This window comes from Oerskovia sp. Root918 (genome assembly GCF_001428945.1).
Taxonomy (GTDB): domain Bacteria; phylum Actinomycetota; class Actinomycetes; order Actinomycetales; family Cellulomonadaceae; genus Oerskovia; species Oerskovia enterophila.
The window spans coordinates 52,152-73,044 of the sequence record NZ_LMJG01000003.1 but is presented as its reverse complement, the minus strand read 5'-3'; the positions used below and the strand labels follow the sequence as shown (position 1 = coordinate 73,044).

Annotated in this window: 17 protein-coding genes; 5 read left to right on the top strand and 12 right to left on the bottom strand. The window is 72.7% G+C overall.

What is annotated here, in order from left to right; genetic code table 11:
• Positions 1–117 precede the first annotated feature (117 nt).
• The gene (locus ASE27_RS05940; RefSeq protein ID WP_056647481.1) at positions 118–594 is read left to right on the top strand and encodes a hypothetical protein; all 477 of its coding nucleotides are present in this window, start codon (positions 118–120) and stop codon (positions 592–594) included.
• Between the two features lie 51 nt (positions 595–645).
• Here the strand turns inward: ASE27_RS05940 and ASE27_RS05935 are convergent, their stop codons facing one another.
• From ASE27_RS05935 to ASE27_RS05900, 8 genes are all read right to left on the bottom strand, one after another.
• Entirely contained in the window at positions 646–1,326 is a 681-nt protein-coding gene (locus ASE27_RS05935) for a response regulator transcription factor (RefSeq protein WP_056647478.1), read from the bottom strand.
• On the bottom strand, positions 1,323–3,413 hold the full coding sequence (locus ASE27_RS05930; protein ID WP_235535367.1) for a sensor histidine kinase: 2,091 nt from the start codon (positions 3,411–3,413) through the stop codon (positions 1,323–1,325). The genes ASE27_RS05935 and ASE27_RS05930 overlap by 4 nt, the downstream gene beginning before the upstream one ends.
• 236 nt (positions 3,414–3,649) lie before the next feature.
• Positions 3,650–4,342: a hypothetical protein gene (locus ASE27_RS05925; protein ID WP_056647475.1), complete on the bottom strand. Its 693-nt coding sequence runs from the start codon at positions 4,340–4,342 to the stop codon at positions 3,650–3,652.
• Positions 4,343–4,550: 208 nt separating this feature from the next.
• Complete coding sequence (locus tag ASE27_RS05920) at positions 4,551–5,606, bottom strand: alpha/beta hydrolase (RefSeq protein WP_157257402.1); 1,056 nt, start codon at positions 5,604–5,606, stop codon at positions 4,551–4,553.
• A 95-nt stretch (positions 5,607–5,701) separates the two neighbouring features.
• The gene (locus tag ASE27_RS05915) at positions 5,702–6,142 is read right to left on the bottom strand and encodes a universal stress protein (RefSeq protein WP_056647467.1); all 441 of its coding nucleotides are present in this window, start codon (positions 6,140–6,142) and stop codon (positions 5,702–5,704) included.
• Positions 6,143–6,283: 141 nt separating this feature from the next.
• Positions 6,284–6,814 carry a GNAT family N-acetyltransferase gene (locus ASE27_RS05910; RefSeq protein ID WP_056647464.1) on the bottom strand — a complete coding sequence of 177 codons (531 nt, stop codon included), beginning with the start codon at positions 6,812–6,814 and terminating at the stop codon, positions 6,284–6,286.
• Between the two features lie 125 nt (positions 6,815–6,939).
• Positions 6,940–8,238 (bottom strand): AI-2E family transporter, encoded by a 1,299-nt coding sequence (locus ASE27_RS05905; protein WP_235535366.1) that lies wholly within the window; start codon positions 8,236–8,238, stop codon positions 6,940–6,942.
• Positions 8,239–8,336: 98 nt separating this feature from the next.
• On the bottom strand, positions 8,337–9,563 hold the full coding sequence (locus tag ASE27_RS05900) for a sodium:proton antiporter (RefSeq protein WP_056647463.1): 1,227 nt from the start codon (positions 9,561–9,563) through the stop codon (positions 8,337–8,339).
• A gap of 151 nt (positions 9,564–9,714) precedes the next feature.
• Here ASE27_RS05900 and ASE27_RS05895 point away from each other — a divergent pair, with 151 nt between their 5' ends.
• From ASE27_RS05895 to ASE27_RS05880, 4 genes are all read left to right on the top strand, one after another.
• Positions 9,715–10,140 (top strand): hypothetical protein, encoded by a 426-nt coding sequence (locus tag ASE27_RS05895; protein ID WP_056647460.1) that lies wholly within the window; start codon positions 9,715–9,717, stop codon positions 10,138–10,140.
• Positions 10,141–10,168: 28 nt separating this feature from the next.
• Positions 10,169–10,597 carry a DUF6325 family protein gene (locus tag ASE27_RS05890; protein ID WP_056647457.1) on the top strand — a complete coding sequence of 143 codons (429 nt, stop codon included), beginning with the start codon at positions 10,169–10,171 and terminating at the stop codon, positions 10,595–10,597.
• Positions 10,598–10,671: 74 nt separating this feature from the next.
• Positions 10,672–11,013, top strand: coding sequence for an SHOCT domain-containing protein (locus tag ASE27_RS05885; RefSeq protein ID WP_056647454.1), 342 nt, complete (start codon positions 10,672–10,674; stop codon positions 11,011–11,013).
• Positions 11,014–11,023: 10 nt separating this feature from the next.
• On the top strand, positions 11,024–11,506 hold the full coding sequence (locus tag ASE27_RS05880; RefSeq protein WP_056647451.1) for a DUF1269 domain-containing protein: 483 nt from the start codon (positions 11,024–11,026) through the stop codon (positions 11,504–11,506).
• 66 nt (positions 11,507–11,572) lie between these two features.
• Here the strand turns inward: ASE27_RS05880 and ASE27_RS05875 are convergent, their stop codons facing one another.
• The 4 genes from ASE27_RS05875 to ASE27_RS05860 all read right to left on the bottom strand — a co-directional run bounded on the left by ASE27_RS05875 (position 11,573) and on the right by ASE27_RS05860 (position 20,763).
• Positions 11,573–12,586: a sigma-70 family RNA polymerase sigma factor gene (locus ASE27_RS05875; protein ID WP_056647448.1), complete on the bottom strand. Its 1,014-nt coding sequence runs from the start codon at positions 12,584–12,586 to the stop codon at positions 11,573–11,575.
• 43 nt (positions 12,587–12,629) lie between these two features.
• Complete coding sequence (locus ASE27_RS05870) at positions 12,630–14,816, bottom strand: SpoIIE family protein phosphatase (RefSeq protein WP_056647445.1); 2,187 nt, start codon at positions 14,814–14,816, stop codon at positions 12,630–12,632.
• A gap of 192 nt (positions 14,817–15,008) precedes the next feature.
• Entirely contained in the window at positions 15,009–18,542 is a 3,534-nt protein-coding gene (locus tag ASE27_RS05865) for an RICIN domain-containing protein (protein WP_082608597.1), read from the bottom strand.
• Positions 18,543–18,708: 166 nt separating this feature from the next.
• The gene (locus ASE27_RS05860; RefSeq protein ID WP_056647443.1) at positions 18,709–20,763 is read right to left on the bottom strand and encodes a beta-galactosidase; all 2,055 of its coding nucleotides are present in this window, start codon (positions 20,761–20,763) and stop codon (positions 18,709–18,711) included.
• Positions 20,764–20,893 lie beyond the last annotated feature (130 nt).

Genomic DNA, 20,893 nt, shown 5'->3' with positions numbered 1-20,893 from the left:
GAGGGGGCGCTCCGGCGTCGGGCCGGGTTCTCGGGCGTTGAGTGCATGATTGCGCTGCGAAACGCCCGGCGAGTCGCAGCCGAATCATGCACTCAGCGGGGCTGCCAGACTCACCCCATGACCGACCTGCGCTGGAGCGACGTGATCGATGCCCTCGACCCGGAGTGGAACGGGTACCTGCCGGACGTCGTGGTCGGCGAGATCGGCCTCGAGGACTGGCAGTCCCTCCTGGACCTCGTCGAGGAGCAGGGGTGGCCCCACGAGGTGGCGCACGCCAAGGGGGCTCCCTGGCCCCGCGCGGCAGCGCTGTTCCCCGACGGGCGCCCGCTGGACGAACCCCCGACCCTGAGTGTGCGGCCGTTCGCGGGCGTCCAGGTCAACGTCTACCCGCACGCGGTCGACGAGATCGCGTTCGACGTCGACCTGCGCGAGCTCGAGGGGCAGGTGGGGATCGACCGGTTGTGCGGGCTGCTGCGGCTCGTCGGCAGTCGGCTGTCGCGCGACGTCCCGCTGTACGCGGAGGGGGACCTTGCTGCTCCCGTCCTGCGCTACGACCTCGCGACCGACACGTTCTGGCACGTCGAGGCGCGGTGAGTGCGGAGCAGTTGTCGTCGATCGGGCCCATCGACGACAACTGCTCCGCACTCAGCGGGAGGCCGCCGCCCGCGCCGACGACCCGTCGTCGTCCACCAAGCCCTCCTCGCGCGCCCGCACGATCGCCGCCGCCCGGTCGCGCAACGACAGCTTGGCGAGCACGCCCGCGACGTAGTTGCGGACCGTCTTGGTGCTCAGGGACAGCCGCCGCGAGATCGCGGTGTTGTCGAGCCCCGCGGCGACGAGCGCGAGCACCTCGCGCTCCCGGTCGGTGAGCTGCGGGAACGGCACGGCCGTCCGCGAGCCGCCCAGCACGTTGGCCACGGCGCGTGCCACGACCCCCGGTGCGAGGATCAGCTCGCCGTTCGCGACGGCCCGCACCGCCCGCTCGACCTCGTGCGGCGACGCCGACTTCACGAGGTACCCGCGCGCCCCGGCGCGCAGGCAGGCCGCGACCGAGTCGTCGTCCTCGTGCATCGACATGACGAGCACGGGCACGTCCGGGCGGTCACGCGCCAGGTCCCGCGTGAGCTCGACGCCCGACCCGTCACCCAGGTCGAGGTCCATGACCACGACGTCGAGCCCCTCCGGTGCGCCCAGCACGGCTCGGGCCTCCGCGGCGCTCGCGGCCTGGGCCACGACGCTCACGCCCTCGAGCGAGTCGAGCAGCGCCGCCATCCCGATGCGGAACACGGGGTGGTCGTCGACGAGGGCCACGCGGATGGGGCTCACAGCACGACCTTCCGGGGGAGGACGGCCCGCACGCGCGTGCCGCGCGGTGCGAGCGGGGTGATCTCCAGCGTCCCACCGAGCTCCTCGGCGCGCTCCCGCATGGACCGCGTCCCGACACCGGCCTGCGCGTCCTGCCCGACGCCGGAGCCCGCGTCGTCGCACGTCACGACCAGGTGCGTCCCCGGCTCGGGGACACCGGGCGGGTGCGCGGCGACCTCGACGCGACAGCCCGCGGCCCCGCTGTGACTGGACGCGTTGATGACCGCCTCGCTCGCGATCGCGTAGGCAGCGGCGGCGATGCGCGTGTCGAGGTCGTCGCACGGCCCGCACAGGAGCTCGACCGCGAAGCCGTCGGCGTCGTGGTGGTCGGCGAGGTCGTGCAGCGCGGCCTCGAGACCGGCCTCGTCGAGCGCGGGGGGCAGCAGGCTGCGCGAGAGAGTGCGCACGTCCCCGACCCGCTGCTCGACCTCGTGCTGGAGGGCCTCGAGCACCGCGGCCGCGGCGGCGGGGTCGGTCGCGAGCGTGTTGCGCGCACCCTGCAGCCCGAGCCGCAGCCCGTTCAACCACGGCCCGACGCCGTCGTGCAGCTCCCGACGGATCAGTCGCCGTTCGGCGAGACGCGCCCGGGTCACGGCGTCCTTGGCGCGCTCGAGGTCGCGCGCGCCGCTCGCCAGGGCGAGGCCCGCTGCGACGACCGGCACGAGCTGGGCGAGCGCGTCCCGGGTGCGTGCGTCGAGGCGCTCGCCGGCGCGGGGTGTCACGGCGAGGTCACCGAGGACCTGGCCGCCGTGCTCGACGGGCACGTGGGTCACGTGGACCGAGGTGGGGGAGCCCCACGACGCCTCGACCGTCCCGGGTGGCGCCCCGGGGACCGTGCTCGCCGACCCGGAGCCCGTTCGTGCGGCCGGGGCGCCGCCCGTGAGCGAGGCGGTGCGGGAGGACGCCGCCGCGCCCGCTGGGCCCCCGCCGCTCGTGAGCGTGACCGACTCGAGCCTGAGCGACTCGCCCGTCGAGGCGACCAGTCCGTGGAGCAGCTCGTCGGCGGTCGCGGCGACCCCGAGCTGGCGTCCCATGCGCAGCACGGCCCGTCCCGGGTCGGTCGTCTCGCCGTAGACGAGCGTGCGGACGCGCCGCCGGAGCCAGGTGCGGGCGGGCTGGACCGCGAGCACGACGCCGACCGCGGCGAGCACCTGGGCGAGCGGCCGGTTGCCGACGAGAGCCGTCACGGCGACGACGAGAGCGACGTAGACGACGACCAGCGCGAGGGTCAGGAGCGCGCCGATCGTCGCGCGGCTCAGCGCGAGGTCCAGGCCCCAGAGCCGGTTGCGCAGGACCGAGACGAGCAGCGCGGCAGGGAACAGGGCCTGGCACGCGAGGTGGGTCAGGGGCAGCGCGAGGATCGCGTCCGGCGAGTCCCACGTCCCGAGAAGAGGGAGGAACGACAGCGCCATGATCGCCGTGCCCAGGGCCAGGAGCCCCAGGCCGCGGCGTTCCTCGGGAGGCCCGTGCCGGTGCCGCCACCACGTCGCGGCCGCGGTCACGAGCCCCATGACGACGACGCCGAGGATCGCCGGCCGTGGGTCGTCGACCGGTGCGAGCAGGAAGAAGAGGATCGAGCCGACGCCGCCCGCGACCCCGAGCCACGCGCCCACGGACAACGGGTGGTCGCGCACGAACCACGGCACGAGCACGAACAGCCCGATCGTCCCCGGGACCCACGCGAGACCGTACGCCGCGGCGAGCGGTTCGAGCGGCGGCAGGTCCGGGTGCGTGCTCGCGAAGCTGCGCCACGCCCCGCCGAGCGCGGCCAACCCTCCGCCGATCCCCGCGAGCGAGACGAGCCAGCCGACGACGTGCTGCCGGCGCGACAGGATGATCGCCCCGACCGAGCCGTAGACGAGCGCGACCATGGCGTCGACGACCACGAACAGCAGGTCGCCGAGCAGCACGCCCACACCCGAGGTGAGCTGGAGCACGAGCGCCGCGATGCCGAGGAGCCACGAGACGATCGCGATGGCGAGCGCCGTCCGGGGCAGGCCCCCGGTGCCCAGGCTCGCGCGACCGAACGCCGATCCGCGCGAGGGCACGGCCGGACTGCCGGAGGACTCCGGTGGAACGTCCCCTGCGTCTGCGCCCACAGCGCCACGGTAGGGGGCGGGTCCGGCCGCGCGACAGAGGGCGGGAACGATTCCACCCGCACGCCGGGCTGCACGGCCGCGACCGGCCCCGCCCCCGGAGAGGGGGACGGGGCCGGTCGCGCTGCCCGGGACGACCCGGGCGCTCGGTGGCGTGACCACGACGGTGGGCTGCGCCGTCGGGCAGGTCAGCGACGGTCGCCCAGCGCGAAGCCGAGCGCCGCGACCGTGAGCCACAGCGGACCCACGAACCCTGCCATGTACTGCAGGGGCGAGACGCCCACGAGCAGCGTGATCCCGCCCAGGAGCAGGCTCACGACCCCGATCCAGCGCGGTGCGGCGCCGTGCCGCAGCGACGCCACGGCCACGGCGACCGCGGTCAGGCCCGCGCCGACCCACAGCCAGGGGATGGTCGCGGTCCAGTCGGCGTAGAACGCGCCCGACTCGGCGACGATCTTGTCGAGCTCGGCGAACCCGAACATGAACTGGGTGTCGAGTCCCGAGCCCATGAGCGCCGCGACCGAGGTCAGGACGAGTCCCGAGCCTGCGACCGTCGGCAGGAGGCTGCCCGCCGGGGCCTGGACGTCGAGGCGTCGCTTGAGCCCTGCCGCGAAGACCAGGACGAGGATCGCGACCAGGACGGTCGCGGTGTGGAAGACGAGGAGCGTGGACGTCTTGCCCGCGAGGTCGGCGACGATCGCGTCGGCATCGCCTGCCGTCTGCTCCCAGTCGGCGCCGAGCGCCATGGAGGCCTGGATCGAGACGATGCCCAGGACGCCGGCCGCGACGCCGGTCCACGCCCAGGCGCGGGACGTGCGGGCGGGGTGCCCGTGGGCGAGGGCGGCGTCGGAGGTGACGGGTGCTGTCGGTCGTGCGGTCATGGTGGACCCCTGCGTGTCGGAGGGCCGGCCCGGCGGGCGGCGGCCGTGGGTGGTTGACACGACGAGCGTGGGGCGGGGGGCGTCCCGGGCGGCAGGGGCGGATGTCCTGGGAGGCTGGGCGGTTCGGCGGGCGCCGAGTGCATGTTCGTGCTGCGACACGCCCGGCGAGTCGCGGCCGAATCATGCACTTAGCGGGAAAGGGCTGGGCTCAGCCCGACGTGTGCTTCGCCAGGAACTCCAGGCTCCGGTCGAGCGCGACCTGCCCGGCCTCGGTCGAGAGGTCGAACTGGTACTCGTGGCCCAGGCCGGGCTCCTCGCCGTCGGGCTGGAAGATCGCGTCGACCTCGACGCCCGCCTCCGCGAGCCGCGCGACCAGAGCCCTGCCCTGCGGCGTGAGCGGGTCGGCGTTGCCACCCGTGAGGAAAGCGGGCGGGAAGTCCGCGGTCACGTGGCCCGTGACCGACGCGGCCGCGAAGCGCGGGTCGTCGGCGAAGTCCTTGGTCCCCGAGTACGACCACAGCACGGTCTCGAGGAACCAGGCGCTCGCGCCGCCCTTCGAGGTGTCGACGAGGCCGATGTCGTACGCGCCGCAGTGCAGCACCACGGCTGCGAGCTGGTCGGGCCCGATCGCAGGTTCGAGACCCAGCTCCCGCGCGTACGCCGGGCTCGTGACCGCGCCCGCGACCTGCGCGCTGATCTGGGACCCCGCCGAGTCGCCCGCGAGGACGATCCGCCCGGGGTCCACACCCAGCTCGTCGGCGTGCTCGGTCACGTAGGCGAGCGCGTCGTTGAGCTCGAACAGCGGCGTGGGGTAGGTCGCGCCGGGCGCGATCGAGTAGTCGATCGCGACGACCGTGTAGCCGTGGCTCGCGACGATCTTCGCGTAGCTCGCGACCTGCTCCTTGCTGCCTGAGACCCATCCGCCGCCGTGCGTCCACACGACCGTGGGCAGCGGTCCCTCGGCGCTCGCGGGACGGTGCACGTCGAGGAGCGCGTCGGGGTCGTCGGCGCGGTAGGCGACGTCGGTCGTGCTCACGACGCCGGACGGCACGAGCGCCGCGAGCTTCTGGTCGGTCTCGTGGCCGCCCTTGTCGAACGCGTACCGGATGAGGAGGGCAGAGGGCCACGGGCTGACCTGGAACGCGACGAACGTCCCGATCGCCACGACCCCGAGCGACGCGCCGACCCAGGCGAGCACCCGGGGCCAGCGGCGACGCCGCACCGCGGGGCTGTCGGCCGGGGACGCCGGGGAGGGGGAGACCATGCCCGGAGCCTAGCCAGAGGGACGGGTCGCAGCGCGGCAGCGCACGTGCCCTCCCGGGTGATCCGGGTCCGGCGCAACCCTGCCGCCGGGACGCTTCAGTCCCCGGCGGTGTCCTCGGTGCTCTCCTGGCTGGGCGGCGGGAGCACGGGCAGCACGACCACGGGCCGGTGCTGCAGGTGCGAGAGCCGACCGGCGACCGAGCCGCCGAGGGCCTCGTTGCGCCACCCGTCGGCCCCCGAACGATGGGCGCCGACCACGACGATCGCGGCGTCGTGCGTCACCGCGGCCTCGTCGAGCTGCCGGGCCACGTCGCCGTCGCCCGCGACCACGAGGCTCCACGCGACGCCCGTTCCGCGCAGCGCGCGGTCGAGCTCGGTCGTCAGGCGTCGCTCTCCGGAGCTGTCGTCCGCCACGGGCCCGACGTCGACCCACACGCACACGAGCGACGTCCCCAACGCGTGGGCGAAGCCGGCGGCACGCTGGACGATGTCCGGGTGCTGGCCCGGGTGCACTCCGACGAGCAGGGGTCGGATCATCTGTCCATCGTGCCACGGGCGCGCGGATCGGTCGTGCCACGGGCGCCACGGGCGCGCGGATCGGTCGTGCCACGGGCGCCGACGTGCACAGGCCCGACGGCGCCGCTCACCTCGCGCTCCCGGGTCCGCCCGGGCGCGGCGTCAGCCGAGCGAGCGTTGGAGCAGCACGGTGTCGAGCCACCGGCCGTGCTTGAAGCCGACCCGTTCGAGCCGACCGACCTGTCGGAAGCCCAGCTTCTCGTGAAGGACCACCGACGCGGGGGACTCGGCGTCGCTCACGACCGCGACGACTTCCCGGACCCCGGCCTCACGCGCCTCGTCGAGGAGCCTGGACAGCAGCGCTCGGCCCAGGCCTCGGCCCTCGCTGCCCGGAGCGAGATAGATGGTGTCCTCGCCCGTGGCCGCGTAGGCGGGTCGCTCGCGCCAGGCGCCCACGTACGCGAACCCGGCGACGTCGTCGGGCAGGCCGGGGCCCTCCGCGACCGTGACGACCAGGAACGGGCGGCCCGCCGCCCGCAGCGACTCCCACCGCTCCTCCCAGCCCGCGAGCGTGAGCGGCTCGGTCTGGAAGGTCGTGACCGTGTGCAGGACGTAGTGCACCGCGATCTCGGCGATCGCGGGCAGGTCCTCACGGGTCGCGCGGCGGACGGTCACGGTGGGTGCGTGGGTCATCCCGGCACGGTACAGCGTGCGCGGCGACGCACAAGGCCCCGCCCGTCCACGTGGCACCGCTGCCGAGCCTGCCGGTCACGGAGCCGACGTCGTCGGGATCCTCACCGGCCCGTCCTGTGCGAGAGCTACTCGATGCCGTCGGCGTGGCGCTCGTCGACCGTGCGCGCGGCCTCGCGCGCGGCCTTCCGGTTGGCCCGACGACGTCGCGCAAGCCCGCCGCCCCCGTCGCCCTCGTCGTCGGTCGCCTCGTCCTTCTCACGGCCCGGGTCGTGCAGCATGTGCGAGTCGACCAGCTCGTGCCGCTGGAGGTAGGTGTTGGCGACGGCCTGGATGGTCGCGGCGATCGGGAGCGAGAGGAACGCGCCCAAGGCACCGAAGACCGCGCCGAACGCGAGGACCACGACGAACGACACCGCGGGGTTCATCTCGAGGGCCCGGGCCGAGACCTTGGGCGAGAAGTAGAGGTTCTCGAGCTGCTGGTACGCCACGATGAAGATCAGGACGGCGAGCGCCTGGGGAAGCCCCTGCGACGTGAGGGCCACGATCACGGGCAGCGCGCCACCGATGTACGTACCGATCGTGGGCACGAACTGGGACACGACGCCCACGAACACCGAGAGCGGCAGCGCGTAGTCGGTGCCGAGGATCAGCAGGAACACGAACGTGAAGACGCTCGAGAGCGCCGCGAGGACGATACGCGAGTTGATGAAGTCGGAGACCTTGACCTGCGTGATCTCCCAGAGCCGCAGGACCTCCTGCTGGCGGTTCGGGGTCAGCCACCGGCAGATCGCGGCGCGGAACTTGGGTCCTGCGGCCAGGAGGTAGTAGGTCACGAGCATGATCGTGAGGAACGCGAAGATCCCGCCGACGATCGTCGTCCCTACGACGAGCGCGCCCGACGCGACGTCCTCGCCGAACTCGTTGAAGCCCTGCTTGAGCAGGACGTCAGAGCTCGGCATGTCGATGTCGAACCGCTCCTGGACGAACTCCTGGATGTTCGTGTAGAGCGCCGGGATCGACTGGACGAGCTGGACGAGCTGCTGCACGAACAGGTTGCCGAAGAGCGCGAAGATCCCGATCACGACGACCAGGCCACCCAGCAGAGCCGTGGCCGCTGCCCCGCCGCGCTTCCAACCGTGGCGGACGAGCCAGACGACGATCGGCTCGAGCGCGAGCGCGATGAAGAACGCGATGAGCACGTTGACGCCCAGGCTCTTCAGGGTGCCGAGCGCGTACCAGACGAAGATGCCGACGAAGATCGTGACCACGATCATGAACAGCGCACGGGGGAGCCATCGCGGGGGCTTGCGCGGGTCGTCGGGGGCGAGCGCGACGAAGTCACGGGGCGCGACCGTGTCGGCGCTCAGGGGCGGCGGGGAGTACGGGCCGGCGTGGTCGCCCGGCGTGGTCGCGTCGCTCGTCATGCGCCGAACGTAGCGAACGCCTGGGCGCTCAAGGTGAGCCCACGCCGTCGGGCCCGAAGGTGCACGTCACACGCCGGCGCCGCGCCCGGGCCGACCGGTCACCCGGACGTGCGCTGCTCGGCGAGCGGGACCCCGTCGTCGTCCAGGTGCTCGGGGCCCTCGGACCGCACTCCCAGCCGCGCGGCGACCCACGGACCCGTCAGCCCGTAGATCACGGCCGTCAGGAGGATCACGCCGAACACGACCGGCACGAGCTGCTCGAACGGCTGGCCGTCCTGCTCGAACCGCAGCGCGAAGACCGACGCGGTCGAGGCCGCGACGATCCCGCGTGGCGCCATCCAGCCGACCATGACCCGTTCTCGGCTCGACAGCACGCTGCCCGTGGTCGCGATCGACGCGACGAGCGGGCGCAGCACCAGGACGAGCAGCGCCACGATCGCGAGCGTCGACAGGGCGTAGGTCGCGAGCGCGTCGAGGTCGACCCGAGCCGTGAGCAGGATGAAGAGGGTGCCGATGAGCAGGAGCCCGACGTGGCTGCCGAACTCGTGCAGGGGCTCGATCCGGGCCCACCGCTGGTTGGCCAGGACGATCCCGAGCGTCGTCGTCGCGAAGAGCCCGGCCTCCTCGTGGAACGCCTCGGCGATCGCGTACGTGGCCAGTGCCGTCGCGAACGCGAGCGAGACCTCGGCCGCGGCGGGCACCCTGCCCCAGCGCACGGCCACGACGTAGACGGCCGCGGCGACCGCTCCCGTGAGGATCCCGGACAACGCGGTCGCGCCCAGGTGCTCGGGGGCGGCGTGCAGCGCGACGTTCGCCATGGCGAGCGCGACCGTCGCGCCGATCGGGTCGATGAAGATCCCCTCGAACGCGAGCACCGACTCGAGGGGCTGCTTGGGACGGATGATCGCGAGCAGCGGCCCGACGACGGTCGGTCCCGACACGATGAGGATCGCCCCGATCACGGCCGCCCGCGACAGCGGCAGGTCGAGGACCCACCAGCAGATGGCCGTGGCACCGATACCGGTCAGGACCGCACCGACCGTCACCAGCAGCGCGACCGGTCGCCGCGCCCCGCCCTTGAGCCGGGTCATGTCGAGCTTGAGGGACTCCTCGAACAGCAGGATGCCCACGGCCATCGAGACCAGGGGGAACAGGTCCTTGCCCAGGAGCGCGTCGGGGTCGACGAGGCCCGTCACGGGCCCGGCGACCAGCCCGAGCGCGAGCAGCAGCAGGATCGACGGCACCTTGAGCGCCTTGGCCGCGACCTGACCGACGACCCCGAGCAGCACGACCAGGGCGATCCCACCCGTGAATCCCAGTTCCATGGACCCATAGTGGTGCGGCCCGAGCGTTCGCGCAGCGGATGCCGTGACGAGCGGGCGGTGCCACGATCAGGGGAGCACGACTTCCGGGACGGCTCCGGGCCGACGACGACGTCGGGCGATGCCGTCCGTCCACCGCGCGCGAGGAGAGAACATGGCACGGTCATCGCAGGTCACGGCATGGGTCGGCTGGGTGTGGTTCGCGGGCGTCGTCCTGCTGGTGCTCGGGCTGTTCAACGCGATCAGCGGCCTGGTCGCGGCGTTCTCCCCGGAGAAGCTCGTCGGGCTGGGAGAGCAGGGGATCGTCGTCCTCGACGTGTCGACCTGGGGATGGGTCCACCTCGTGGTCGGGATCCTGCTCGTGATCGTGGGCTTCTCGGTGCTCTCCGGCCGGGGTTGGGCGCGCCTCGTCGCGATCGTCCTGGTCGTGCTCAACGTCCTGACCCAGTTCGTCGCCCTGCCCGCCAGCCCGTGGTGGTCGATCGTCACGATCATCCTGGGGCTGTTCGTGCTGTGGGCGCTCGTCGTCCACGGCGACGAGGCCGAGCGCGCGTCCGCCTCTGCGTCCCACCTGCCCTGACCTCACCTACCAGCAAGGAGCGCCACACATGCCCTCAACCACCTTCGGTCCGGTCGAGTTCGTCGCGATCGCCTTCCCCGAGGAGCGCGTGCCCGACGCGGTCAAGATCGCGATCGTGGACCTCCTGGGGTCCGACGTCGTCAGGCTCCTCGACCTCACGGTCGTCCGCAAGGGTCTGGGCGGGGAGATCGACGTCGTCGAGGTCGAGGACCTCGGTGACGAGCTCGACATCACCGAGACCCAGCTCGGCAGCTCGGGCCTCGCCGGTCAGGAGGACATCGACGACGTCGCCGCGAACCTCGAGCCCGGGACGTCGGCGCTCGTGCTGATCGTCGAGCACTCCTGGGCCCGCGAGTTCGTGGGGGCGGTGCGCGACGCGGGGGCCGCGGTGATCGCCCAGGAGCGGATCCCGGCCGAGGTCGTCAACGAGATCGTCGAGCTCGCGGAGCTCGTCTGAGCGGACACGAGTCACGTCGCACCGCACTTCCCAGCACAGCACGCACACGGACTGCACGACGAACGGAGAACACCATGCCACTACGACGCGTAGGACGCCCCGGCCTCCTGGGGACGATGGCCCGCACCGCGGTCATCGCCGGGACGGCATCTGCCACGGCGGGCGCCGTCCAGCGACACCAGCAGGGCAAGGCCGAGCAGCAGGCCGAGGCCCAGCAGTACCAGGCTCAGCAGCAGGCCGAGCAGCAGCAGATGTACGCGGCGCAGGCCGCCCAGGCGCAGGCTCCGGCCGCCGCGGCACCCGCAGTCGGCGAGAACGATCTCCTGGCCCAGCTCGAGAAGCTCGGTCAGCTCAAGGCGGCAGGCGTGCTCGACGACGCCGAGTTCGCCGCCGCCAAGGCCAAGCTGCTCGCCTGAGGGAGGAATCATGGCTACTTTCACCGTCTGGTCGTTCGACACCCCGGGGGGCGCCGAGGTGGCGTCCGGCGTCCTGCGGGACGCGGCCTCCGAAGGCCTCATCAAGATCGTGGACCGTGCGATCGTGAGCTGGCCCGAGGGCGCCAAGAAGCCCACCACGCGCCACACGCACGAGGACGAGTGGCGAGGCACGGGATGGGGTGCGTTCTGGGGGCTCCTGTTCGGGGCGCTCTTCTTCGTGCCGGTGATCGGGGTCGCGGCAGGCGCGGCGCTCGGTGCGATCCACAAGTCCATGGAGGCAGTGGGGCTCAACAAGGACCAGCTGGACCGCATCCGCGCGCAGGTCACCGAGGGGACCTCCGCGCTGTTCGCCGTGACCGAGGACGGGAACCTGGACCGTGTCGGCGAGCGGTTCCACGGCCTGCACGGCGATCTCATCGCGACGAACCTCACCGACGAGGAGCGCCGGCTGCTCCTCGAGACGTTCGACTGACCTCGTCCAGGGACGTGAGCAGCGGGGTGGGCCGGTTCGCCGGCCCACCCCGCTGTGCGTGGGGCGTCAGGCGTCCAGGTGGAGCGGCAGGCCGAACAGCGGGTACCAGGCCTCGACGTCGAGGAACGCGTTGATGCCCGTGACCTTGCCGTCCACGGTGTCGATGACCTGCAGGGCCCACGCGTCGTAGCCGCCGTCGGGGGACACCCGGTACTGGCCGAACCCGAACGTCCCGTTGGCCTGCACCGGCACCATGCGCGAGCCGCGGCACTCTGCGCCAGGACCGACCATCCACCTCTCGATCTCGACGGGGCCCTGCATCCACAGCGCGTAGGGCGGCATCGAGAGCGTGGCCTCGTCGTGGAGCAGCGCGACGAGCGCGGGCATGTCGTAGCGCTCGAACGCGTCGAGGTACTTCTCGAGGAGCTCGTTCTTCTCGTCGTCGGCCGGGACGGTGGGGAGGTTGGCACCGTCGGCTCCCGGAGCCGAGCCGTAGTGCGCCTGGGCAGAGAGGGTCGCGCGCGCCCGCTGGAGTGCGCTGTTGACCGACGGTACCGACGTCTCGAGGAGCTCGGCGACCTCTGACGCCTGCCAGCGCAGGACCTCGCGCAGGATGAGGACCGCCCGCTGCTTGGGCGGCAGGTACTGCAGCGCCGCGACGAACGCGAGCCGGATGGACTCGCGCCCCACCGCGACGTCCGCGGGGTCCCCGTCCCGAGGCAGCACGCGGTCGTCAGGGATGGGCTCGACCCACGTCTCCTCCGAGAGCTGCTCGCCCAGGTTCCGCTCCTCGGCGGACTGCGCAGCGCCCAGGCCCATGGGCCGCTCGCGCCGCTTGCGCTGCGCGAGGTGGTCGAAGCAGACGTTGGTCGCGATCCGGTAGAGCCAGGAGCGCAGCGCGGAACGTCCCTCGAAACGGTCGTAGGACCGCCAGGCACGGACCATGGTGTCCTGGACCGCGTCGTCGGCCTCGAAGGACGAGCCGAGCAGGCGGTAGCAGTAGCCAGTGAGCTGCGACCGGTACTGGTCCAGCAGCTCCCCGAGGTCCTCGTCCGCGACGGTCGCTGTGCGTTCGGTCATGGTGTCCTCTCGTGGCACGCCGCTGTGCGCGCCGTGTTCCACGTTAGCGTGACCCGCCGACACGTTCAGGGGAGAGGGCGTCGTCGCGTGCGAGCTCGAACCACACGGTCTTTCCTGGGCCGTCCGCTGCACGGTGCTCGACGAACCAGCGGTCCGCGAACCGGTCGAGGAACTGGACGCCTCGGCCTCCCGTCTCGTGCGGCGCGGGGTCGTGGAGCGTCGGTTCGTCGGGCGACCCGTCGCGGACACCGACCCGGACGAGCGTGTTGCTGACCTCGACGATCGCCTCGAGCGGTCCCACCGCGTGCTGGACGGCGTTGGTGAGGGTCTCGCTCGCGAGCAGCATGATGGTGCGGCGCTGGTCGCGGCTGATACCGCAGCTCTCGAGGATGTCGTCGACCCAGCGGCGGGCGGGCGAGATGGCGCCGGTCGTGTGCTCGACGCTGCGGGAGACGCGGGTGGGGCACGCGGGCGTGGGGTGCGAGTTCACCGCAGCGCGGACCCGCACCGCGAGGACCGCGATGTCGTCGCGCTGGTCGCTGCCGACCAGGCGTTGGACCAGGGCGTTGGGCAGCGCGAGGGTCGAGCCGTGGCGCAGCGCGACGAGCGCCTGGGCCAGGCCCGCGAGCCGCGTGCTCTGGGCGACGCCGCGCCGCTCGATCAGGCCGTCGGTGTAGAGCAGCAGGGTGTCGCCCGGCCCCAGGTGGGTCATGTGGTCGCTGCGCGGGGCGTTGGGGACGAACCCGAGCATCATGTCCGGCCGGGCGTCGAGCATCTCGACGCTCCCGTCCGAACGGAGGACCAGAGGCGGAGGGTGCCCGGCGTTCGACCACGACAGGTCGAAGAAGTCCCCGCGACGGTCGAGCCGGGCCACGACCGCGGTCCCGCTCGCGTGGAGCGCGAGCCCGGAGTTCGCGCGGTCGAGCAGCCGCAGCAGCGCGGACGGGGACTCGTCGTGGCTCCACGCGAACGTGCGCAGCATCGAGCGGAGCTGGCCCATCTCGGCGGCGGCCCGCATGTCGTGACCCGTCACGTCGCCGATCATGAGGACCGAGGCGTCCTCGTCGTGCACCACCGCGTCGTACCAGTCCCCGCCGACCTGGTCGGTGAGCGTCGCGGGCGAGTAGGTCGAGGCCAGCTCGAGGTGCGGGATGTCGGGGAGCTCGGTGAGCATCGCGGCCTGGAGCGTGGTCGCGGCGTCGCGGCGCTCCTCGAGCAGCCTGACGCGTTCGAGCGCGTGCGCGACGAAGCCCGCGAGGCCGGCTCGGGACAAGGACTCGTCGTCGGCGACCTTGCCGTGCTCCCACGCGAGGAAGATGACCGCGAGCAGCGAGGTGCCGGAGACCACGGGCAGGAGCGCGCGCGAGCCGACCGTGTCGTCGATCGCGTCCGAGACCGTCGGGAAGGACGCCAGGATGTCCGCCTGGTCACGGAAGAAGAGGGCCTCCTGGGTGCGCGCCACGTACGACACGACCCGGTCCGGGTCGTCGATCCGCGCGTAGCGGTAGGAGGGGGCGAGCCCGGGCTCGAGGTGGTCCATGCTCGTGTACGTCAGGCTCTTGCGCGACGGGTCCACGACCGCGAGCCCCGCGTACCGGGCTCCGATCGCCGAGGAGGCGACGTAGGCGAGCGTCTCGCCGACGTCCTGGACCGAGGTCGCGTCCGCGAAGGCCTCGCTCAGCATGAGGAGCAGGCGGTTGCGACGCGTCGCCTGGATGGCGAGGTTCTGCATCCGGGTGGCCCGCTCGTGCGCGATGCGCAGCCGCAGCTCGGACGTGCAGGCGGCCGTGAGGTCGGCGAGGGTCGCGAGGTCCGACTCGGTCCAGTCGTGCGGTTCGTCGTCCATGGCGCACAGGGTCCCGACGACGCGGCCGCGCTGGTCGAGGATCGGGAAGCCCGCGTAGGCCAGGACGCCGAAGTCGGGGATCGCGGGGTTGTCCCAGACCCTGCTGTCCTTGCGGGTGTCCGGCACGACGAGCGGTTCGCGGTCGTTCGTCACGTGCTGGCAGAACGAGTGGGTCAACGGCATGCGCCGGCTCGCCTGGATGTCCTCCGGCAGCCCGTGGGCCCCGGGGTAGACCTGTTCGTCGGCGAGGACCAACGACACCGCGGCGGTCGGGACGCCGAGCTGGCGCATGGCCAGGCGCGCGAAGCGGTCGAAGGACTCGTCGGCGGTCGGGGAGCCGAGCCCCGCCTCGACCAGCTCGAAGATCGCCTGGGCCTCGGTCACCGCTTCAGTATTCCTCGGGGCCCGCTCCACGTCGCGGTCTAGATGGGGTGAATCGGGCACGGCGGGCATGTCGTCGAGCATCCCACGGGTGCACCGGCGACGCTGAGCGTGTCGCATGGTCGGGGTGCGGGTGTGCGCACGGCGCGCCGCCCGGGGTGGGTGGCGCGCCGTGGTGGGTGGGGTGGGGTGGGGTCAGCAGGTGGTGGTGGGGTGGTCGATCTGCTGGGTGTGGGTGGTGCCGTCGGTGCGGGTGGCGGTGACGGTGGTGGTGCCTGCGGTCAGGGTCTGGGCGCGGGCGGAGAAGGTCTGGCTGGCGGACTTTCCGGGGGCTACGGCCTGGAAGGTCTTGGTGCCGAGGGGGGTGGTGAGGGTGATGTCGAGCGGGACGTCGCTGGTGTTGACGGCTCGGACGGACAGGGTTGCGGTGCGTCCGGTGCACTGGGCGCGCACGGTCGACTCGACCCCCAGGTCGGCCTGGGTCACGAACGCGATCGTCGAGGTCGACGTCGTCCCGTCCTCGGCCGTCACGTCGACCGTGGCGGTCGCGGTCGAACCGGCCGCGACCTCGCCGGGCTGTCGCACCGTGACCACGGCGTACGGGTCGGCCGCGACCGCGGCCACGACGGGCGTCGCGCCGGCCTCGGTCAGCACCTGGTAGCTCGTCGTCGCGGGGTCGAACCCGGCGACGGCCTCGCCGTCGACCGTCAGGCCCGACAGCGCGGCGTCCGAGGACGTGCCCGGCGCCTTGGCGAGGACCTGCACCTCGCTCACGACCATGTGGGTGTTGGGCCGCGCGGTCATGACGACCCGCACGGCCGAGGTGCGCACGTCCACGGGGACGTCGACCACGGGGGCGCGGCTCGTGTCGCCGCTGACCGCGACCGACGCGCTGACGTCCTTCCAGACGCCGTCGACCAGGGCCTGGACCCGAAGGCTCTGGGCCCAGCTCGCGGTCGAGCCGTCACGGTAGAAGGTCGTGACGACGTGCGTGACGTCGCGGTCCGCGGGAAGCGTGACCGTGAGGGTGTCGGTGGCGTTCTTGTCCGAGGACTTCCAGTTGGACCACGCCTTGTCCGTGGTGCTGCCGTTGACGATCCCCGAGGCCGAGTAGCCCGGCTCGGTGAAGGTCGCCGAGGCGGTCGTCCCGGGAGCGGACGTGGCTCCCTCGTCGACCGCGGCCGTGACCTGGACGCGGACCGTCGCGGGCAGGAGCTCGCCCAGCCCGGAGTCGGCCGTCCCGGCGAGCTCGACGACGCCGACCTCGGCGAACGCACCCGCGGGGGCGGTCTCCCAGGTCACGGGGCGCTCGACCTGGCGGCCGCTCGCGGTGACCGCGGGAACCGTGGCGGGAAGGACGGGCGTGCCGCCCGCGTACGCCTTGGCGCGAGCGGGCAGCGTCGCGGTCAGGGTGTCGACGACGACCTCCGCGGTGGCGGTCACGGGACCCCCGGGGGTCGTGACGGTGCCCTGGACCTCGACGGTCCCGGCCGTGGCCCAGGCAGACTCGGCCGGGAGGTCCCACGTCACGGGCAGGGTGCCGCGGGCGCCGTCGCGGTAGACGGGCACGACCGTGGTCGGCAGGGTCGGGACGGTCCCCGGCACGGTGAACGCCTCGACCGGGGTCGTACCGACCACGGTCTCGTCGGTCAGGCGCCAGCGCTGGTTCTGGCCCGAGTTCGCGGTGTACGTGGACACCGTCGCGCCGTCCGTCGAGGACTGGCCGCCGACCTCGAGCACGCGCCCGCTCGCGGCGTTGACGAGCGTGTAGGTCTCGTCGCCGGTCGTGGAGAGGATCCACTGCGCGGTCGTGGCGGGCTGCGCCGCCGCGTCGACCAGGACGGCCGTGCCGTCGGGGACGACCGCGAGCTGCTTGCCGTTCGCCGCGGACGTCACGGCGTAGCGGGTCGTGTGCGAGCCGGAGCCCTCGGGGGCGCCGAGCGGCGTGAGCTCCCACACCTGGGCCGGGGCGGCCGCGTCGTTCGTGCGGATCACGACGCCCGAGCCGCTCGCCGCGGGGGCGAGGGACTTGCCGGACTGGACGCCCTGGAGGCGGTAGACGTGGCCGTCCTGGACCAGGGCGGCGTCCTGCGCGACCCCCGCGACGCCGTCGACCACGAAGGTCGTGACGGACTCGGCCGGGACCGTGAGCGTGGCCGTTCCCGACCCCACGACGACCGGGGTGCCCTCGACGAGGGTCCCCGCGGTGCTCGTGACGAAGGGCGTGACGGTCGCGCCGTCCTCGATGCTGCCGAACCCGGACAGGTCGAGCGTGACGGCGCGCTCCGACGTCGTGCTGTTGACGTGGACCACGGTCGCCGCGTCGCCCGAGGCGGACACGGCTGCCGTGCTGCTGGTGTCGTCGACCCCGATCAGGTGGTCACCGGGCGCGATGAAGTGCGTGAAGTTCTGCGTCGTCTGGTACTTGGTGTTGGTGTAGATCGGGCACGTCTCGAGCGTGTCCTCGGCGGTGCAGTCGAAGGGGATCTGGATCTCGCCCCAGTTCGCGCCCTCGGCGCTCTCGCCGCCGGGAGCCATGTTGGTGTAGTCCTCGACGGGCTGCCAGAACACCCACGCCGAGGGCTCGAGCTCGCGCAGGTCGTCCGCGATGTGCTGGGCGCTGCCCAGGCCGGACTCCATGCTCACGAAGTCCTGCCCGGTGCTGCTCCAGGACCCGCCGACCTCGCTCATCCACAGGCGCTTGCCCTCGCCCTTGGCGATGTCGCGCACCGCGGTGCGCTGCCCGGTGCCGTACGTGTGGACGTTGAGCTGGTCGACCTTGGCCTTGACGTCGGCCGGGTACGCGTTCCAGTTGGTCGTGAACGTCCCGGGGTTGGTCTCGTCCATGGCCGCGATGCCGGCCGAGGTGTCGGCACCCTCGAGCGCCGCGTCGAGCGCGTTGATGACCTTCTGCTGGAGCGCGGGGCCCATGTGGGCACCCTCCTGGCGCCCGCCCGTGGGCTTGCCCGAGGAGTCCAGCGTGGTCCGCCAGTAGTTGGTGTTGGGCTCGTTGAACGGGTCGATCGTGCCGACCTCGATCCCGTGCGCCTTCTCGAGCCGCTCGGTCACGCCCACCATGTACGCCGCGAAGTCGTCGATGCTCTCGGTCTTGAGCTGGTCGTCGGTCGCGTTGAAGCTGCCCGAGACGTAGCCGTTGGGCGTCATGAAGTAGGGCGGGGAGTTGCTGAACGTCTCCCACGTGTCGACGTCATCCTTGATGCGGTCGACCCACCAGCGCTGGGTCGCGTCGGCGTCCTCGTTCCAGTCGGCCGGGTCCTCGGGGTCCCACCAGTCGACGTCGGTGCGGGTCGTGCCCTCGGGCGCGTTCCACCACCCCTCGACCGCGCCGCCCGCGCGCAGGTAGTCCGTGACGTCGGGCGCGTGCCCGCCGCCCACGTTGTAGCGCGCGATGTTGAGGTTGAGCCCCTCGTCACCGAACACCATGTCCGCGAGCTTGTCGCGGACCTCGTCGGGGTAGTCGCCCGTGGCGTTGGCGAACCAGACGAGGCTCGTCCCCCACCCCTCGAAGGCCTTGCCGGCGTAGCTCGGGTCGGGGCGTACGGTCACGCCGGGTACAGCGGCAGTGTCCGCGGCGGCTGCGGTCACGCCCGTGGCGAGCGCACCGCCCGACGGCGCCGCCTGGGCCGTGGCGCTCAGCGCACCACAGCTCAGGGTCACGGCGGCGACGCTCAGTGCGGCGAGCCACCTCCTCGATGCTCCTGCGTTCATCCTTGAACTGCCTCTCTCTCGCTTCTCTGCGAACCTGGCGTCGTGCACGCCACGGGCCGGCGCCTGCCGGGGTGCGGCAGGCGCCGGTCGTGGACGCGGGGGTCGTGCTGGTGGTGCGGGTCGTGCGTCGGTGCTGGTCGTGCTGGTCGGGTGGGGCGCCCGGCCCTCAGCCCCTCGGGCGGCGCAGGACGGCCACGCCGCGCGGTGCGAGGACGACCGTCGCGTCCGGTGCTCCGCCCGAGCGTCGGCCGACGAGAACGTCCCCCGTGACGCCGTCGACGTCCACCTGCTCGGCCGTGCGGTTGATGAGGAACCAGAACTCGTGCTCGTCGGTCCCGCGGACCGCGAGCTCGACCTTGCCGCGGACCGTGGCGGGCAGGTCGCCCGGGAGGTGCGCGTCGTCGAGGAGCGAGCGCACGAGCGGCTCGAGGCCCGTGCCCAGGCGCGTCGAGACGTAGGTCGCCGAGCCCGAGCCGACGGGCCGGCGCGTGATGGCGGGGCGCCCGCCCTGCTCGCCGGTCTTGTACCAGGCGAGGACCTCGACCGAGGCGTCCGTGACCGTGATCGGCTCGGACCACAGCGAGCCCTCGTTGCCGTCGTCGAGCAGGACCGTCTCGCCCTCGAGCAGCGGGGCGAACTCCTCGACCCGGATGCCCAGGAGGTCGGAGAACGCGCCCGGGTAGCCGCCCAGGTGGATGTGGTCGTTCTGGTCCACGATGCCCGAGAAGTAGGTCGTCACCAGGTGGCCGCCCCCCTCGACGAAGGCCTGGAGGCGCTCGGCGAGCACGCCCGGCACGACGTGCAGCACGGGGGCGACGACGACGTCGTACCCCGAGAGGTCGGCGCGGGCCGGGACGACGTCGGCGCGCACTCCCGCGGCGAGGAACGCCGAGTACCAGTCGAGGGCCTCCTGGCGGTACCGCAGCGAGTTGTTGGGGTGCGAGTCGAGCTCGCTCGTCCACCAGGACTCCCAGTCGAACAGGATCGCGGCCCGCGCGGGGACCTGCTCCGAGCCCGCGATCTCCGCGAGCGCGCCCAGCGTCGCTCCGAGCTCGCGCACCGTGCGGTGCACCTCGCTGTCCTCACCGGCGTGCGGGACCATGCCCGAGTGGTACTTCTCGGCGCCCGCGCGGGACTGGCGCCACTGGAAGAAGCAGACGGCGTCGGCGCCGTGGGCGACGTGGGTCAGGGAGTCGCGGACCAGGTCGCCGGGCTTCTTGGCGACGTTGATCGGCTGCCAGTTCACGGCGCTCGTCGAGTGCTCCATGAGGAACCAGGGCAGACCGCCCGCGATGTGGCCCGTGAGGTTCGCGGAGAACGAAAGCTCGTCGTGGGCCTGGACGCCCGGCAGGACGTAGTGGTCGTTGGACACGAAGTCGATCTCGTCGGCCCAGTCGACGTAGTCCATGCCCTTGGTCTCGCCCATGACCATGAAGTTCGTGGTCACCGGGACGTCGGGGGTCAGCTCGCGCAGGACGTCGCGCTCGGCGCGCAGGTACGACTTGAGCGCGTCGGACGAGAAGCGCTTGAAGTCGAGCTGCTGCGTGGGGTTGGGGTGCGAGGCCGCGAGGCGCGGGGGCAGGATCTGGTCCCAGGCGCTGTAGCGCTGCGACCAGAAGGCGGTGCCCCAGGCGTGGTTGAGCTCGTCGAGCGTGCTGTAGCGCTCGCGCAGCCAGTCGCGGAACGCGCCCGCCGCGTCGTCGCTGAAGTCGTAGACGTTGTGGCAGCCCAGCTCGTTCGACACGTGCCACGCGGTGAGCGCCGGGTGGTCGCCGTAGCGCTCGGCCATGGTGCGCACGAGCCGCAGCGCGTGCTCGCGGAAGACGGGGGAGGTGGGGCGCCAGTGCTGGCGCGCTCCGGGCCACAGGGTCTCGCCGTTCGCGGTCACGGGCAGGATCTCGGGGTGGGCGGTCGTGAGCCACGGGGGAGGGGAGGCGGTCGCGGTCGCGAGGTCCACCGCGATGCCGTTCGCGTGCAGCAGGTCCATGATCTCGTCGAGCCAGGCGAAGTCCCAGGTGTCGGCCGTCGGCTGGAGCCGGGCCCACGAGAAGATCGCGACCGAGACGATGTTGACCCCGGCGGCCCGCATGAGCCGCACGTCCTCGGCCCACACCTCACGGGGCCACTGCTCCGGGTTGTAGTCCGCTCCGAAGCCGAGGCGCGGCGTCGCGCGGTCCTCGGGCCACCGCAACCAACGGTGCGGTGTGGGGGTCGATGACATGGGTGCTCCTCGATCTCTCGTCGACCGGGGCGGCGTCTCTCGCGCCCCGGAAGGGGGACGCCGGCGTGCGTCGTGCTGCGCACGCCGGCGTCGGGTCGGTGGGCCGGGCTGCCTGCCCGGCCCACCGGGC